Annotated in this window: 15 protein-coding genes; 10 read left to right on the forward strand and 5 right to left on the reverse strand. The window is 38.9% G+C overall.

Annotated elements, in window-relative coordinates:
* Window positions 1-46: 46 nt before the first annotated feature.
* Complete coding sequence (locus B806_RS0114380) at window positions 47-937, reverse strand: LysR family transcriptional regulator (protein WP_005802433.1); 891 nt, start codon at window positions 935-937, stop codon at window positions 47-49.
* A gap of 196 nt (window positions 938-1133) precedes the next feature.
* Between B806_RS0114380 and B806_RS0114385 the strand changes: the two genes are divergently transcribed.
* The 3 genes from B806_RS0114385 to B806_RS0114395 all read left to right on the forward strand — a co-directional run bounded on the left by B806_RS0114385 (window position 1134) and on the right by B806_RS0114395 (window position 4022).
* Window positions 1134-1820 carry a hydrolase gene (locus B806_RS0114385; RefSeq protein ID WP_001043290.1) on the forward strand — a complete coding sequence of 229 codons (687 nt, stop codon included), beginning with the start codon at window positions 1134-1136 and terminating at the stop codon, window positions 1818-1820.
* 109 nt (window positions 1821-1929) lie between these two features.
* Window positions 1930-3804 carry an amidohydrolase gene (locus tag B806_RS0114390; RefSeq protein WP_017403185.1) on the forward strand — a complete coding sequence of 625 codons (1875 nt, stop codon included), beginning with the start codon at window positions 1930-1932 and terminating at the stop codon, window positions 3802-3804.
* A gap of 56 nt (window positions 3805-3860) precedes the next feature.
* Window positions 3861-4022 carry a DUF1427 family protein gene (locus B806_RS0114395; RefSeq protein ID WP_000784879.1) on the forward strand — a complete coding sequence of 54 codons (162 nt, stop codon included), beginning with the start codon at window positions 3861-3863 and terminating at the stop codon, window positions 4020-4022.
* Window positions 4023-4090: 68 nt separating this feature from the next.
* Here B806_RS0114395 and arsC read toward each other — a convergent pair whose 3' ends face one another.
* Window positions 4091-4519: an arsenate reductase (glutaredoxin) gene (arsC, locus tag B806_RS0114400; protein WP_017386143.1), complete on the reverse strand. Its 429-nt coding sequence runs from the start codon at window positions 4517-4519 to the stop codon at window positions 4091-4093.
* 84 nt (window positions 4520-4603) lie between these two features.
* On the opposite strand from arsC, the gene B806_RS0114405 reads away from it, so the two are divergent.
* From B806_RS0114405 to arsH, 4 genes are read left to right on the forward strand one after another with little or no spacing between them, the layout of a single operon-like run.
* Window positions 4604-4933, forward strand: a complete 330-nt coding sequence (locus tag B806_RS0114405; protein WP_005076425.1) for a metalloregulator ArsR/SmtB family transcription factor — start codon at window positions 4604-4606, stop codon at window positions 4931-4933.
* A 4-nt stretch (window positions 4934-4937) separates the two neighbouring features.
* Complete coding sequence (locus B806_RS0114410; RefSeq protein ID WP_017386144.1) at window positions 4938-5411, forward strand: arsenate reductase ArsC; 474 nt, start codon at window positions 4938-4940, stop codon at window positions 5409-5411.
* A 10-nt stretch (window positions 5412-5421) separates the two neighbouring features.
* Window positions 5422-6468 carry an ACR3 family arsenite efflux transporter gene (gene arsB, locus B806_RS0114415; protein WP_017386145.1) on the forward strand — a complete coding sequence of 349 codons (1047 nt, stop codon included), beginning with the start codon at window positions 5422-5424 and terminating at the stop codon, window positions 6466-6468.
* Window positions 6455-7168, forward strand: coding sequence for an arsenical resistance protein ArsH (gene arsH / locus B806_RS0114420; RefSeq protein WP_017386146.1), 714 nt, complete (start codon window positions 6455-6457; stop codon window positions 7166-7168). The genes arsB and arsH overlap by 14 nt, the downstream gene beginning before the upstream one ends.
* Window positions 7169-7225: 57 nt before the next feature.
* On the opposite strand, the gene B806_RS0114425 is transcribed toward arsH, so the two are convergent.
* The gene (locus tag B806_RS0114425; RefSeq protein WP_017386147.1) at window positions 7226-8128 is read right to left on the reverse strand and encodes a LysR family transcriptional regulator; all 903 of its coding nucleotides are present in this window, start codon (window positions 8126-8128) and stop codon (window positions 7226-7228) included.
* Between the two features lie 101 nt (window positions 8129-8229).
* Between B806_RS0114425 and B806_RS0114430 the strand changes: the two genes are divergently transcribed.
* The 3 genes from B806_RS0114430 to ahpF all read left to right on the forward strand — a co-directional run bounded on the left by B806_RS0114430 (window position 8230) and on the right by ahpF (window position 11057).
* A complete protein-coding gene (locus B806_RS0114430) occupies window positions 8230-8790 on the forward strand; it encodes a chromate transporter (RefSeq protein WP_017386148.1) in 561 nt (186 codons plus the stop codon).
* Window positions 8790-9311: a chromate transporter gene (locus tag B806_RS0114435; protein ID WP_017386149.1), complete on the forward strand. Its 522-nt coding sequence runs from the start codon at window positions 8790-8792 to the stop codon at window positions 9309-9311. Before B806_RS0114430 ends, B806_RS0114435 begins: the two co-directional genes overlap by 1 nt.
* A 180-nt stretch (window positions 9312-9491) precedes the next feature.
* Window positions 9492-11057: an alkyl hydroperoxide reductase subunit F gene (gene ahpF / locus B806_RS0114440; RefSeq protein WP_017386150.1), complete on the forward strand. Its 1566-nt coding sequence runs from the start codon at window positions 9492-9494 to the stop codon at window positions 11055-11057.
* Window positions 11058-11110: 53 nt separating this feature from the next.
* Here ahpF and B806_RS0114445 read toward each other — a convergent pair whose 3' ends face one another.
* Together B806_RS0114445 and B806_RS0114450 are read right to left on the reverse strand one after the other, a co-directional pair.
* A complete protein-coding gene (locus B806_RS0114445; RefSeq protein WP_017386151.1) occupies window positions 11111-13117 on the reverse strand; it encodes an alpha/beta fold hydrolase in 2007 nt (668 codons plus the stop codon).
* Between the two features lie 116 nt (window positions 13118-13233).
* Window positions 13234-14172 carry an ABUW_2363 family tetratricopeptide repeat lipoprotein gene (locus tag B806_RS0114450; RefSeq protein WP_017386152.1) on the reverse strand — a complete coding sequence of 313 codons (939 nt, stop codon included), beginning with the start codon at window positions 14170-14172 and terminating at the stop codon, window positions 13234-13236.
* Window positions 14173-14205: the final 33 nt, after the last annotated feature.

The raw sequence follows: 14205 nt of genomic DNA on the forward strand, positions 1-14205 counted from the left end.
ACTAAAAAATAATGGGGCCAATTCTTCTGGAAAAGGCCCAGATTAGTTATTTTATGGGAACGATTTGACGTGTTAAAAAATCAATAAATAGTTTTACTTTCTTCGATAAAATCTTACGGTTTGGCCATGTAACATATAGGTGAAGCGGCTGACTGGTGTAGTCCTCCAAACATTTCTGTAATTTGCCTTCTTTATAGTAAGGCTCTGCAATAAACTCTGGAAGAAAAACAATACCGTGATCTTTCAAGCACATATCTAATAATAGTTCACCATTATTACAGGTCATCACAGGGAAGCAATTAAAGGACACTTCTTTTTGATCTTTTTGGAAGATCAACTTCTTATGTCGACTATCTTGATAGTAAATTAGAAACTTATGTTCTTTAAGTTCTTCTAATGAATCTGGCAATCCATGCTGATTAAAATACTCAGGTGTTGCATACAAATATCGTTGATAGGTATTTAATATTTTACTATTTGCCAAATTAGGAGGAGAGCCATCTACACGAATGGTTAAATCAAATTTATTATTATTCATGTCTAATAGCTGATCAGTCATGAATAAATCAATTTTGATGCTGGGATATTTCTCTATAAAGTCCGAAATGATATGTTGAAGAAAAATGTTGCTAAAAGACATTGGTGTATTGAGCTTGAGTTCGCCTTCAGGGTACTGCTGATTATAGCTAATTTCATATGCAGCCCATTCGAACTCACTTAAAATGACTTTGCTATGTTGATAAAACTTTTCCCCACAAGAGGTGAGGTTCATCTGTCTTGTTGTTCGAGTTAAAAGTGTGGTTCTGAGGTCATTTTCGAGGTAGCAAACACGTTTGGCAACTAAGTCGCGAGAAATATCGAGTGCTCTGGCTGCGCTACTAAAATTCCCATGTTCTACAACACTTACAAAAGTGGAAATACAGTCTAATCGATCCATGGATAAGCGAAAGGTAAAAAATATATATCAATGATTAAACTATAAAAATTAAAAAGCAATCATTGTTTTGATTGTATTCGTACAGAATACAGATTCGTGCTGATTTGCTGTCTATGCTTTTACATTTTTATCTGTTTTCATAATAACCAGTAAGCAATTTTAATGCATTACTCATAAGGAATAATGGAGTTTACCCATGAATAAATCACTTTTAGAACAACTATCACCAACCAATTGTCAGGTTATTTTTATTGATCATCAGCCACAAATGGCTTTTGGGGTACAGTCAATAGATCGCCAAGTATTAAAGAATAATACTGTAGGATTAGCAAAAGCAGCTAAAACATTCAATATTCCTGTCACCATTACAACGGTTGAAACTGAAAGCTTCTCTGGTCATACCTATCCAGAACTTTTAGATGTATTTCCAGATGCTCCATTACTAGAACGTACTTCAATGAATTCGTGGGATGACCAAAAAGTACGTGATTCGCTTGCAAAAAATAATCGTAAAAAAGTGATTGTTTCAGGTTTGTGGACTGAAGTGTGCAACAACACCTTTGCTTTTGGTGCGATGCTTGAAGGGGATTATGAGATTTATATGGTCGCGGATGCTTCAGGTGGTACATCGAAAGAGGCTCATGACTATGCCATGCAACGCATGATTCAAGCGGGTGTTGTTCCAGTAACTTGGCAACAAGTATTACTTGAATGGCAGCGTGATTGGGCACACCGTGATACGTATGATGCAGTTATGGCAATTGTACGTGAGCATTCTGGTGCTTACGGTATGGGTGTGGATTATGCTTATACGATGGTACATAAGGCACCTGAGCGTACAACATCAAAACATGAAGTACTTGCACCAGTTCCTGCAAAATAAAACAGTACTGATTTAGGTAAAGGCATGTCTAGTATTCAATATTTAAGTGATATTAATACAGATATGCCTTTATTTTTTAGAACGATAATTCACAAGAATGGAGTTCAGAATGACCGAAATAAACCTCATACTCATAAACGGTAAAATCACAACACTAGATCCTCAGAACCCTGAAGTACAAGCAATTGCGATTGCAGACGGTAAAGTATTACGCACGGGTACAAATGATGAGGTAATGAAACTCGCAACTCCAACAAGTAAAGTTGTAGATTTAAATGGCCGTCGCGTTATACCAGGTCTAAATGACAGTCATTTGCATATTATTCGTGGTGGCCTAAATTACAATATGGAACTGCGCTGGGAAGGTGTGCCATCTGTTGCCGATGCGTTACGCTTACTCAAAGAACAAGCAGACAATACGCCAGCCCCACAATGGGTTCGTGTCGTAGGCGGTTGGACGGAATTCCAGTTTGCCGAAAAGCGTTTACCGACTTTAGAAGAAATTAATAAAGCTGCACCAGATACTCCTGTATTCGTTTTACATCTATACGCTAGTGCCTTATTGAACCGAGCTGCACTTGATGTATTAGGCTTTAACAAAGATACACCGGACCCACCAGGTGGCAAGATTGTACGAAATGAAAAAGGTGAGCCAACAGGTCTCTTGCTTGCTACGCCATCGGCTATGATTTTGTATTCGACCTTAGGGAAAGCACCGAAATTGCCAGTTGAAGATCAAATCAATTCAACTCGACATTTCATGCGTGAATTGAACCGGTTGGGTATTACTTCAGCAATTGATGCGGGCGGTGGCGGTCAAAACTATCCTGAAGATTATGATGTGATTAAGCAATTACACGATCAAAATCAAATGACCGTACGTATTGCTTATAACCTATTTGCTCAGAAGGCAGGCCAAGAGCTTGATGATTATCGTCGCTGGACAGAAATGACATTTCCGGGTGATGGTGATGAGCTATTTAGAATGAATGGAGCAGGTGAGAACCTGACGTGGTCAGCGGGTGACTTTGAAGATTTCTATGAGCCACGTCCAGATTTACCAGAAAAAATGGAAGGCGAACTCGAAGCCATTGTAGAACACTTGGCTGAAAAGAAATGGCCATTCCGTATTCATGCAACTTATGATGAAAGTATTAATCGCTTACTGAATGTATTTGAAAAAGTAAATTCAAAACAGCCATTTGCGACACGATTTATTATTGACCATGCCGAAACTGTATCTGAGCGTAATATTGAACGTATTGGCGCGTTGGGTGGTGGTATTGCCATTCAACACCGTATGGCATATCAAGGTGAGATTTTCGTAAAACGCTACGGTGCTGAGGCTGCTCAGGCAACGCCACCCGTTAAGAAAATGTTAGAACTCGGTGTTCCTGTGGGTGCGGGAACAGATGCGACTCGTGTTGCATCCTATAACCCTTGGGTGTGTTTGTATTGGCTAAGTACTGGTAAAACAGTCGGTGGTTTACCACTCTATGATGAAAAAAATCTATTAGACCGTCAAACAGCACTTAAACTCTGGACTAAAGGTTCAGCTTGGTTCTCAGGTGAAAAAGATGTCAAAGGTTCACTAACAGCAGGGGAACTTGCCGACTTAGTTGTGTTGTCAGATGACTACTTCAAAGTTGAAGCAGAAGATATCCAGTGGATTGAGTCTGTACTCACTGTTTTAGGCGGCAAAGTGGTGTACGCAGGGGCAGAGTTTAAGCAAGACGATCCGCCGTTACCGCCAGCATCTCCAACATGGTCGCCGGTAAAACGCTTCGGTGGTCAGTGGCGTTTATCTGAAAACCGTAATGCTCCTTCCAATCAATCATTACAGTCACAAAGTGCATTGTGTGCATGTGCTAGCAGCTGTGGAATGCATGGACACAGCCACGCTTGGATGCTTGATGTTCCTGTAAATGATAAGCACAAAAAATCTTTCTGGGGCGCACTTGGGTGCTCGTGTTTTGCATTTTAAATAAAACAGTATGGGAACCTGCTGATTAAATGGCTTGATTCTCTAAGGTATGTACGATGAAAATGTACTTGTTATCTTTGGCTGTAGGGTTGCTTGTTGGTGTCTTATATTATGTTTTAAATGTTAAGTCACCAGCTCCCCCTCTTGTTGCATTAGTCGGTTTATTAGGCATGGTAATAGGAGAGCAACTGCTTCCTTTTATCAAATCCTATTTTTAATCCATTTCATTCAAAAAAGCTAAATGGTGCCATGCCATTTAGCTTTTTATATTAATAAATATCTTCAATTACTTTATACGGCGGCCTTGTTCATCAATGATTACTTCGCCATCTTCTTTTGCAAAATAGCTTAAGTTTTGTGTATATAAAATATCCAATACAATCTCAGAAGGGCGGCAAAGTCGCGTGCCTTTTGGTGTAACCACAAATGGGCGATTAATTAAAATTGGGTACTGAACCATAAAATCAATTAACTGTTCATCGGTCCAATGATCTTGTTCTATCTCTAAATCTTTATAGGGATCAACATTTTTACGAATTGCTTCACGTACAGTTAGGTTTGAATCCTTAATGAGTTGAATCAATTCATCTTTACTTGGTGGTGTTTGCAAATATTCAATAACGATAGGTTCAATTCCTGCATGACGAATAAGCGCCAATGTATTGCGTGAGGTTCCGCAAGCAGGGTTATGGTAAATCTTCACTAGCTCAGTCATGGTAAATTTATTGTCAAATTAAGATATTGCATTTATATATGGATATCCGTATATTTGCAATAACGAATATATTCTGTTGAAGATATGATCAACCAAGTCGATTTCTTTAAATGTCTATCTGACCAAACTCGGTTAAATATTCTTAAATTAGTTCTAAATAAACAAAATATTTGTGTTTGTGAGTTAACTGAACAGCTTGAGTTGAGCCAACCGAAAATCTCTAGACACTTAGCCTTATTAAGAACTCATGGCATTTTACTTGATGCACGACAGGGACAATGGGTGTATTACAGCGTCAATCCAGATTTACCCAATTGGGCTGTTGAAGTTTTGAAAACTATAGCAAACCAAGATGAAAATTTAGTGAATCAATCATCTTCACAGTTTTCTTCTATTTCTACCTATTGTGAGTAAGACCATGAAATTCTTATTTTTATGTACTGGAAACAGTTGCCGTAGCATTTTGTCAGAAGTTTTATTTAACAGTTGTGCACCAGAAGGCTGGAAAGCGTATAGCGCTGGGAGTAAACCATCAGGACAGGTACATCCATTAACGATTGAAACTCTTGAAAACTTTGGTCTTTCCACAGATGGACTATGGAGTAAAACGATTGATGACTGTGAACAATATCAACCAGATGTTGTTATTACAGTCTGTGACTCCGCTGCGCAAGAAGCATGCCCACTATATTTAGGTGGTGCAATCAAAGCACATTGGGGTTTAAGTGACCCATCTCACTTAGACTTGCCGAAAGAAGAAAAGCTTAAAGCATTCCAAGAGACTGTAGCTCATATTAATCGTCGTTTAGATGCTTTGTTTGCACTTGATGTTGCGAACTTAAACCGTTCACATTTGATTGCTGAGATTAATAAAATCTCTCATATTGAGTAAGAGAGCCGAGATGACTAAGCAAAAGCTTTCTTTTTTAGACCGTAACCTGACGCTATGGATTTTTATTGCCATGGCTTTAGGCTTAGCGATTGGAGTTTTCTTTCCTCAGGCATCTGTGTCTTTAAATGAATTAAGTGTAGATAACGTTAATATTCCGATCGCAATCGGCTTAATTTTGATGATGTATCCACCTTTAGCAAAGGTTGATTATGCTACGTTACCAGAAGTATTTAAAGATAAGAAAACCTTAACTTTATCGTTGGTACAGAACTGGATTATTGCTCCAGTTTTAATGTTCGTACTTGCGATAGTTTTCTTGCATAGTTATCCGGAATACATGACAGGCCTGATTTTGATTGGTTTGGCACGTTGTATTGCAATGGTTTTGGTGTGGAATGGTCTGGCTTGTGGTGATAACCAATACGTTGCAGCTTTGGTTGCCTTTAACAGTATTTTCCAAATTTTGTTCTTTAGTACCTACGCCTGGCTTTTCTTAACCTTCTTACCTCCGTATTTTGGTGTGGCAGGGCAAGTCATTGATGTGAATTTTTGGACTATCACACATGCGGTTTTGGTGTACTTAGGTATTCCATTCTTAATGGGGTTCTTGACGCGTTTGATTTTAGTCAAGTCGAAAGGGTTGGAATGGTATCAAACTAAATTTTTACCAAAAATCAGCCCAATTAGTTTAATTGCTTTACTTTTTACCATCGTGGCGATGTTTAGCCTAAAAGGTGGTGATGTAGTGAGCTTGCCTTTAGATGTATTGCGTATTGCTATTCCACTCACGATTTACTTTGTGGTGATGTTCTTTATTAGCTTCTTTATGAGTAAACGTATGGGGAATAACTATCCACGTACCACTGCTATTTCGTTTACTGCGGCTGGTAACAATTTTGAGTTAGCTTTAGCGGTTGCCATTGCAACATTTGGTTTGGCATCACCTGTGGCATTTACCACAGTGATAGGACCATTGGTTGAAGTACCCGTTTTAATTTCACTCGTTACCGTTTCTCTTTGGTTAAAGAAAAAGTATTTCTCAGATGAACAGTCTTGATAATGATTTATCAAATGTAGCATTAGATCTTCTAGATAAACCTACATTTGAGCAAGTGCAAGCGCAGCAGCTTAAGCATCCACCTCGCATTTTATTGCTATATGGTTCTAATCGCGAACGTTCTTATAGTCGTTTTGCTGTGCTGACTGCTGGGCAAATTCTTGAATACTTAGGTGCTGAAGTCAAAATCTTTCATCCTAAAGGTTTACCTTTACCTGAGGATGCAGAAACAGATCATCCGAAAGTTCAAGAATTACATGCGCTTTTGGCTTGGGCAGAAGGTATGGTGTGGTGTTCACCCGAACGTCATGGCGCGATGAGTTCAATTTTAAAAGCCCAGATTGACTGGATTCCTTTGGCAGCCGGAGCAATTCGTGCAACTCAAGGTAAAACCTTAGCAGTCATGCAAGTTAGTGGTGGTTCGCAGTCGTTTAATGCGGTCAATCAAATGCGTATTTTAGGCCGTTGGATGCGCATGATTACCATCCCAAATCAGTCTTCAGTTGCTAAAGCCTTTTTAGAGTTTGAAGAAGATGGCAGTATGAAACCATCCTCTTACTATGACCGAATCGTTGATGTTATGGAGGAGTTGTATAAGTTCACTTTATTAACACGTGGGCAAAAACAATACCTGACAGATCGCTACTCTGAGCGTAAAGAGTCGGCAGAAGAGCTGGCAAAACGAGTAAATCAAAAATAAACAGTTTTATAAAAAAGTGCTCCACTCGGGGCACTTTTTATTGTTTAGCTTTTACATTCAGGCCATTGTGGGCAAAAGTTTTTGCAATAGTTCAATAAAGTTTGAAACTTTGGCTGAACTCTCATTTTCTCGTGTAATCAGGTAAATAGGCGCGTTTAGTTTTATTGAATCATCAAACTCGCGATATACAATTTCATGTTCCCAAAAATTATGCATTGAGGCCGGCACAATCGTTATACCAATTCCAGCAGCGACTAAATTTAATGTAGCGGTAGGTCGAGGCGCTTCTTGAATAATGCGTGGACTAAAACCTGCTTGGTAGCAACTATATAAAATATTGTCATATAAACCTTGTCCTGAAGAACGACGGTATAAAACAAAATTTTCATTTGATAAGTCATTTGAACTAATTTTTTCTTTTTGTGTAAGTGAATGGCCTATAGGCAATGCCACCATCATTGGCTCATCTAATATATGGTGATGTTTTAACCCAATATCACGGCTGATTGGTGCTCTTAAAAAAGCGATATCAAGTTTCTCTGAGATTAGTCGATCTAATTGTTTTTGGCTGCCTGCTTCTTCAAGTTTGGTTTGTACTTTTGGATATATTTCTCGATATGACCGCAATACGAGTGAAATAAGCGGGTGTAAACCTGCGGAACTTGTAAAACCAATATTGAGTTGTCCAGTTTTACCTTGGCTAACATCTTGGACTAATTTTGGAATATGTCTGGCATGTTCTAATAAAAGTTGTGCTTCTTTAAATAAGGCTAAACCAGCCTCAGTTGGTTCAATTCCTCGAGGCTGGCGAATAAGTAATTGTGTACCAAGTTCTTCTTCGAGTTTTTTAAGTAAACGCGTTAGAGGCGGTTGTTGAATAAACAATCGGTTTGCGGCATGCGTAATATTCCTTTCTTCAATTACCACAACAAAGGCATGGAGCTTATGTAAATCGAGCATAGGAATACCTTTATGGTATGGTTAATGAAAATAAAAGCATTTGTAGATATATCACAAAAGTATCATTCTATCTTGGTCAGATAAAGTGAAAAGTAACGAAAATGAACCATGTTGAGATTGCTGTGCAGAAGGAGAGTGTCCCGACCTGCACAGAGTTATTTTTAGGTTTTTTAACATTAGGTTTAATTGGATTCGGTGGCGTACTGCCTTTAGCCCGTAAAGTTATTGTAGAGCAGAGACAGTGGTTAAGCCCTGAAAAATTCACTGAGTTACTTGGTCTGTGTCAATTTTTACCGGGCGGTAATATTATTAATTTATCGGTTGCGATTGGCATGGAGTTTCGCGGTGTTCGTGGGGCAGTGAGCTCACTCATTGGTCTGATCCTTGCACCTACGATAATTGTTGTACTTTTACATTATGTCTATGAGCAGTTCCAAGATAATTTAATGGTTAAGCATCTTTTCGAAGGTTTAGCGGCGGCGGCAGCTGGACTTCTGGTTGCAACAGGTTTGAAAATGCTTAAGCCATTATTACGTAATCCATTAGCGATTTGCGTAGTTCTCGCTGCAATTATCAGTATTGCTTTTCTGAAAGTTCCATTACTTGTGACCATGCTGATTTTGTTGGCATTCTATTCAGCTATTATTTGGAGACGTGTGTAATGGGTGCAGTTCTACTTACTTTAGCGATCATTTTTACTCAATTGTCTCTTATTGCATTTGGTGGCGGGAATACAATTTTGCCTGAGATGCAACGCCAAGTAGTTGATATTCATCACTGGATGACGGCACAAGAATTCAGTGCATTGTTCGCCATGGCTCAAGCTGCCCCTGGTCCGAACATGATGATTGTACCTTTGGTGGGATGGCATGTAGCAGGGTTGTCAGGTCTAGTTGTGACTTCTACCGCTAAATTTTTACCTTCATCTCTTATTACTGTATTTGTGATGAGAGGCTGGTCAAAATTTAAAGATAAGAAATGGCGCCGTGTTTTACAGCTTGCTTTACAACCTGTCACTGTGGGAACTGTACTTGCCAGTGCGTGGATTATTTCTGAGGCAGCTGCCATAAATACTTTACTCATTATTATGGTAGTCATTGCAACTTTATTATCTTTAATTAAAAAGGTTCATCCTTTACATGTCTTGATTGCTGGGGCTGTATTTGGTGTGGTCTTACTCTAGTTTAACCAGTTTGCCGACCTGCGCTGGATGAGTTCAGGTTGGCTTTTTTTGATTTGAAGTAAATAATAATTAAATCTAAAAAACCGATTAAATATATAAAAACATACTGTTTTACCTATTTTATGTTTTCACGTACTATGCATCTATTGAAAGAATTTGGATGCATTGGAGTAAAAACAGATGTTAGATCAAAACATTAAAACTCAATTAAAAACTTACTTAGAACGTTTAGAAAGTCCAATCGAATTAGTTGCTGCTTTAGATGAATCAGATAAATCAGCTCAAATTAAAGAGTTGGTGAGTGAAATCGCTGAGCTTTCTGACAAAGTGACTTCCCGTTTTGACGGTAACAATACACGTCGTCCAAGCTTTGGTGTGGCTAAAGCAGGTGAACAACCTCGTGTATTCTTCGCAGGCTTACCTATGGGTCATGAGTTTACGTCTTTGATCTTGGCACTGTTGCAGGTGTCTGGCTATGCACCTAAAGTGTCGGATGATGTGCTTAACCAGATTAAAGGTTTAAACCTCAAAGCAAACTTTGATGTATTTGTATCACTTAGCTGTCATAACTGTCCGGACGTGGTACAGGCGCTTAACCTGATTGCCATTTACAACCCGAACACCACGGCAACCATGATTGACGGTTCATTCTTCCAAGATGAAGTAGAACAACGCAAAATCATGGCTGTACCGATGGTATTTCAGGACAACGAGCACATTGGACAAGGTCGTATGACCCTTGAAGAGATTGTGGCAAAACTTGATACCAACTCTGCTGAAAAAGACGCAGCAGCACTGAATGCCAAAGATGCTTTTGATGTATTGGTGATTGGTGGTGGTCCTGCGGGTGCAACAGCTGCGATCTATGCTGCACGTAAAGGCATTAACACAGGTATCGTCGCTGAACGCTTTGGTGGTCAGGTCATGGATACCATGGACATTGAAAACTTCACATCTGTGCAAAAAACGCAAGGTCCTAAGTTTGCTGCCGAGATGGAAGCCCATGTTCGTGAATATGATGTTGATATTATGAACCTGCAACGTGTTAGTAAAATCACAGGTGCCAACCAGACTGAAAATGGCTTGGTTGCGGTTGAACTTGAAAACGGTGCAAAACTTGAATCGAAAACTGTGATCCTTTCTACAGGTGCACGTTGGAGAGAGATGAATGTACCGGGTGAGCAAGAATACCGTACCCGTGGTGTTGCGTACTGCCCACACTGTGATGGCCCCTTATTCAAAGGCAAACGTGTTGCCGTGATTGGTGGTGGTAACTCAGGTGTTGAAGCAGCAATTGACCTTGCAGGGATTGTTGAGCATGTCACTCTGGTTGAGTTTGATACTAAACTTCGTGCAGACCAAGTGTTGCAAAACAAATTGCATAGCTTGCCAAACACAACGGTGATTATGAATGCCTTAAGTACAGAAGTGTTAGGTGATGGTTCACAAGTGACTGGTCTTAAATATAAAGACCGTGCGACTGATGAAGAGCATGTAGTCGAGCTTGCAGGGATCTTTGTACAGATTGGTTTATTGCCAAACACTGACTTCTTGAAAGACAGTGAAGTTGAGTTAACCAACCGTGGTGAAATCATTGTCAATGACCGCAACGAAACCAATGTGCAAGGTGTATTTGCAGCGGGTGACTGTACCACTGTACCTTACAAGCAAATCATTATTGCTACAGGTGAAGGCGCTAAAGCATCGCTCTCTGCATTTGATTACATCATACGTTCTGGGCAGTAAAATTTAAGTCCAAAACGAAAGAGCCAAAGGATAACCTTTGGCTCTTTTTCTTTTTATGGTTTATATAAACCGTGTTCGACTAAATGCTCTCGTAAAATACGGCGTAACTCTAATACAGCTTGTGGTGTCAGTTGAATTGAATGGCCACCTGGAAGAACTTTCTCAGACTTTGCTCCATCTAAGTGAGCACTTTTGTACGGAACGATGCCATCGGTAATCACATTTGGATCATCACTCTTGGTAATATTTCCCATTATTGAATGGAAAACTAATCCTTGGTGTGGGTTAATATTTTTAGTTAACTCCATAAATTTAGATTGATGACTTAGATCGCTCGGTCCATTTTGAATCAAACCATTATCAATATTACTCAAGAAATCTTTAACATCTAAATTTTCAGTTGTCAGTGAAGTCGCTACAGCCGACAAAAATGCACCGGGTAAACGAATAATTTTACGTGCTGCCAAGGTAAACCAACGATCCGCATAATCTGTACCGCGATGAGGAGACGCCAAGAAAATTGCACGATCAAAATTATTGATTGAATGCATTTGCAATCGTTCAGTAACCATTGGATGTTTTTTAAAGCGGTTTTGCTGACGAATCGTCATCAACTCTAAGGCAGGTTTAGTAATATCTCCATCACTGACCAGTAAACGGCTGATAATACCTCCCATACTATGTCCAACAAGGACCGCATCATGCGCGGCAGGGTCACTTGGGTTTAATGAACCAAAAGCTTGTTTCAAGAGTGCATAAATCTGAAAACGACTTTCCAAAATTGGCATGTTGGTCGAATAGAAAACTTGCCAAACTTGGTAATTGTCTCTTAAAACCGTATCGCCCATAACATCATTGGTCAGCGCAATCCATGCCTCGGGGCTACTTGCCAAGCCATGCACCAACACAATAATTTTTTTGTTTGGATTATATGGTTCAAGCATATAGAGATGCGGCATAGTTAAATGCTGATCGCGGTCAATCAGAGTTAAATAAGCTGCAACCCCTAAATTGTTTTCGGCTAACCATAAGCCATAAGGTGCTGAAAAGTTAGCTGCTAGAGGATATTGTTTGCCTGCTACATTAATATTATCTGTTCGATATGGGTCATAAACTCGAATCACGAATTCTGGATTATTAATAATTTCTTCGACAGTGGTCGCGTGTTTGGGTTCAGCTACAATAGTCGCAGCTAAGTAGCGTGCGTTATGAATATTTGGATTAACACCATTTTTATAATTATATTTAAGTGGGTCTAGGATATATTCATTAATATCTTCATTTCCTGAACTCGGAAAAACAGCCACAAATTCGGAGCCAAAACCATCGCGGCGGTTAATGGTTCTTAAGCCAGAAAAATTCAGGTTATAACTTGAAATTAATTTTTCTAGTTTTTGACCCGTTAATTGTTTATGAAATTCAAAATCGATTGAATAAATACTCTTACCAATATGAATTTGTGGTTCAACAACATTTTTCTTTGGGTGTCTTAAGTCATAAACACCGACCATTTTGGCGATTGCTTGATTATAGAAATCGCGAATTTGAACTTGTCTATTATCAAAAATACGGTCATTAGGCTTACGTTTTGTGGAAAATAGATAGGCATAGCTATAGCGAATACTTTTATCTAATAGGCTCAATTGCTGGTCTAAGCAATCATCATATCTATTCAGAATATTCTTTTGTTCTTCTTCAGATTTATGTTTAGTAAATCTACTTACTTTACAGTCAGATGTATCTGACAAAGCCATTGCTTTTGCTAGATACATTTCGCTTGCTGCTGATAAGAACTGTTCATCTAAAATTTGAGGAAGGTTTTTGAGTTGATTTACACAGGTTTCAGGGGTATCTGTACAAATTTTAGCTTCTTGACCAGACATTGATAAAACATTCAGACTCGCTTCGCTGAGTTTATCTTGGGTAAGAATACTATTACGTTCATTTGCAATCGTTACATTCAAAGCTTGCTGTTTAACATTTACGACCTGACAACCACTCAGAATTGAACCGAGTAGTATGACCGTCAACAGTGTTTTGCTTCTTTTTATTGAAAACATTATGGTCAAAATATAGTGGCTCAATGGTAGGTAGATCATACAAATTTTAAAATATTTTTCAAATGATCAAATATAAAAAAGGGCTGTCAAAACAGCCCTTTTTTATAGAATTAAGCTTATTTTTTAGGTGCAGCAGGAGTAGTTGCTGACATTGCTGGGTTAGTTAAAACTTGCCATACGTTCCAACGACCTTGTTTTTCAATTTCTTGAATTAAACGGTCAGCAATTTCCGCTTCGTCTGGATATTTAACTTTATAGTTCTTTAACGTCTGAATCGCGTTTTTCTTTTGCTCCATTGCAATATAGTTATTTGCAGCAGCTAAATATGCTTCTTGAACATTACCTTTAATGGCTTTGTCTAAGTATGGAATCGCTTCACGTTGACCGCCACCTTCAGATAAACCAAAACCGAACCAGAAATTTGTCTCCGCATCATCTGGACTAATTTTTAAAAGTCTTTGAGCATATTCTAAAGATTTAGTGGTATGAACAGTACCTAAATCAAGGTTACGTGCAAGAACACTTGCTTTAAAAGCACGAATTAAAATATCAAATGATGCATTTGGATTTGCAGCAAGTGTATCAAGTTGTTGTGTTACTTCTTTAAGTTTACTTTCAAAGCCTTTACGTTCTTGACGGTCAGTAAAGCGAGGTGGGTAATGACGTGCTTTACCTTCCACTAATTGTAAGAAGTCATCAATAGTAGTCACGTCAATTTCATTTTCACCGGCTAAAACAGCGTATTTCATTGAACGCTGTGAATTATTGACAGTCGGAACGATCAGTTTATTGACGTCGAGAGTAAGCTGTTTGGTCGGATCATCTTGACGATTAACGACCATTTTGGTCACAGGCTGTGCAGCAGCGTCTTTTAATGCAACTTCAAATGCCGGTGGCTGATCATAGTTAAAAGGGTTTAGCGCATAAAAAGGAGGAGTAAGCTCTGGTTCCTTGAAAACAAAAGGCTCAATTTTTTGTTCTTTTACGGGTGCCATTGTACAAGCGGTTAAACTTGAGGTCGCAAGGATTATATATGCCAAAGGCTTAAAATTCATAGGATCTTCCGTTCATTTTAGTAAAGTCAGATT

The sequence above is a fragment of the Acinetobacter sp. TG2027 genome, assembly GCF_000302435.1.
GTDB classification, from domain to species: Bacteria; Pseudomonadota; Gammaproteobacteria; order Pseudomonadales; family Moraxellaceae; genus Acinetobacter; species Acinetobacter pittii.

Bases quoted from the DNA above. Each gene is read 5' to 3' on its own strand.
- B806_RS0114390 (WP_017403185.1), top strand. From the start codon at position 1,930: ATGACCGAAATAAACCTCATACTCATAAACGGTAAAATCACAACACTA.
- B806_RS0114445 (WP_017386151.1), bottom strand. From the start codon at position 13,117: ATGTTTTCAATAAAAAGAAGCAAAACACTGTTGACGGTCATACTACTC.
- arsC (WP_017386143.1), bottom strand. From the start codon at position 4,519: ATGACTGAGCTAGTGAAGATTTACCATAACCCTGCTTGCGGAACCTCA.
- B806_RS0114395 (WP_000784879.1), top strand. From the start codon at position 3,861: ATGAAAATGTACTTGTTATCTTTGGCTGTAGGGTTGCTTGTTGGTGTC.
- B806_RS0114450 (WP_017386152.1), bottom strand. From the start codon at position 14,172: ATGAATTTTAAGCCTTTGGCATATATAATCCTTGCGACCTCAAGTTTA.
- B806_RS0114425 (WP_017386147.1), bottom strand. From the start codon at position 8,128: ATGCTCGATTTACATAAGCTCCATGCCTTTGTTGTGGTAATTGAAGAA.
- B806_RS0114380 (WP_005802433.1), bottom strand. From the start codon at position 937: ATGGATCGATTAGACTGTATTTCCACTTTTGTAAGTGTTGTAGAACAT.
- B806_RS0114385 (WP_001043290.1), top strand. From the start codon at position 1,134: ATGAATAAATCACTTTTAGAACAACTATCACCAACCAATTGTCAGGTT.
- B806_RS0114430 (WP_017386148.1), top strand. From the start codon at position 8,230: ATGAACCATGTTGAGATTGCTGTGCAGAAGGAGAGTGTCCCGACCTGC.
- B806_RS0114410 (WP_017386144.1), top strand. From the start codon at position 4,938: ATGAAATTCTTATTTTTATGTACTGGAAACAGTTGCCGTAGCATTTTG.
- B806_RS0114405 (WP_005076425.1), top strand. From the start codon at position 4,604: ATGATCAACCAAGTCGATTTCTTTAAATGTCTATCTGACCAAACTCGG.
- ahpF (WP_017386150.1), top strand. From the start codon at position 9,492: ATGTTAGATCAAAACATTAAAACTCAATTAAAAACTTACTTAGAACGT.
- arsH (WP_017386146.1), top strand. From the start codon at position 6,455: ATGAACAGTCTTGATAATGATTTATCAAATGTAGCATTAGATCTTCTA.
- B806_RS0114435 (WP_017386149.1), top strand. From the start codon at position 8,790: ATGGGTGCAGTTCTACTTACTTTAGCGATCATTTTTACTCAATTGTCT.
- arsB (WP_017386145.1), top strand. From the start codon at position 5,422: ATGACTAAGCAAAAGCTTTCTTTTTTAGACCGTAACCTGACGCTATGG.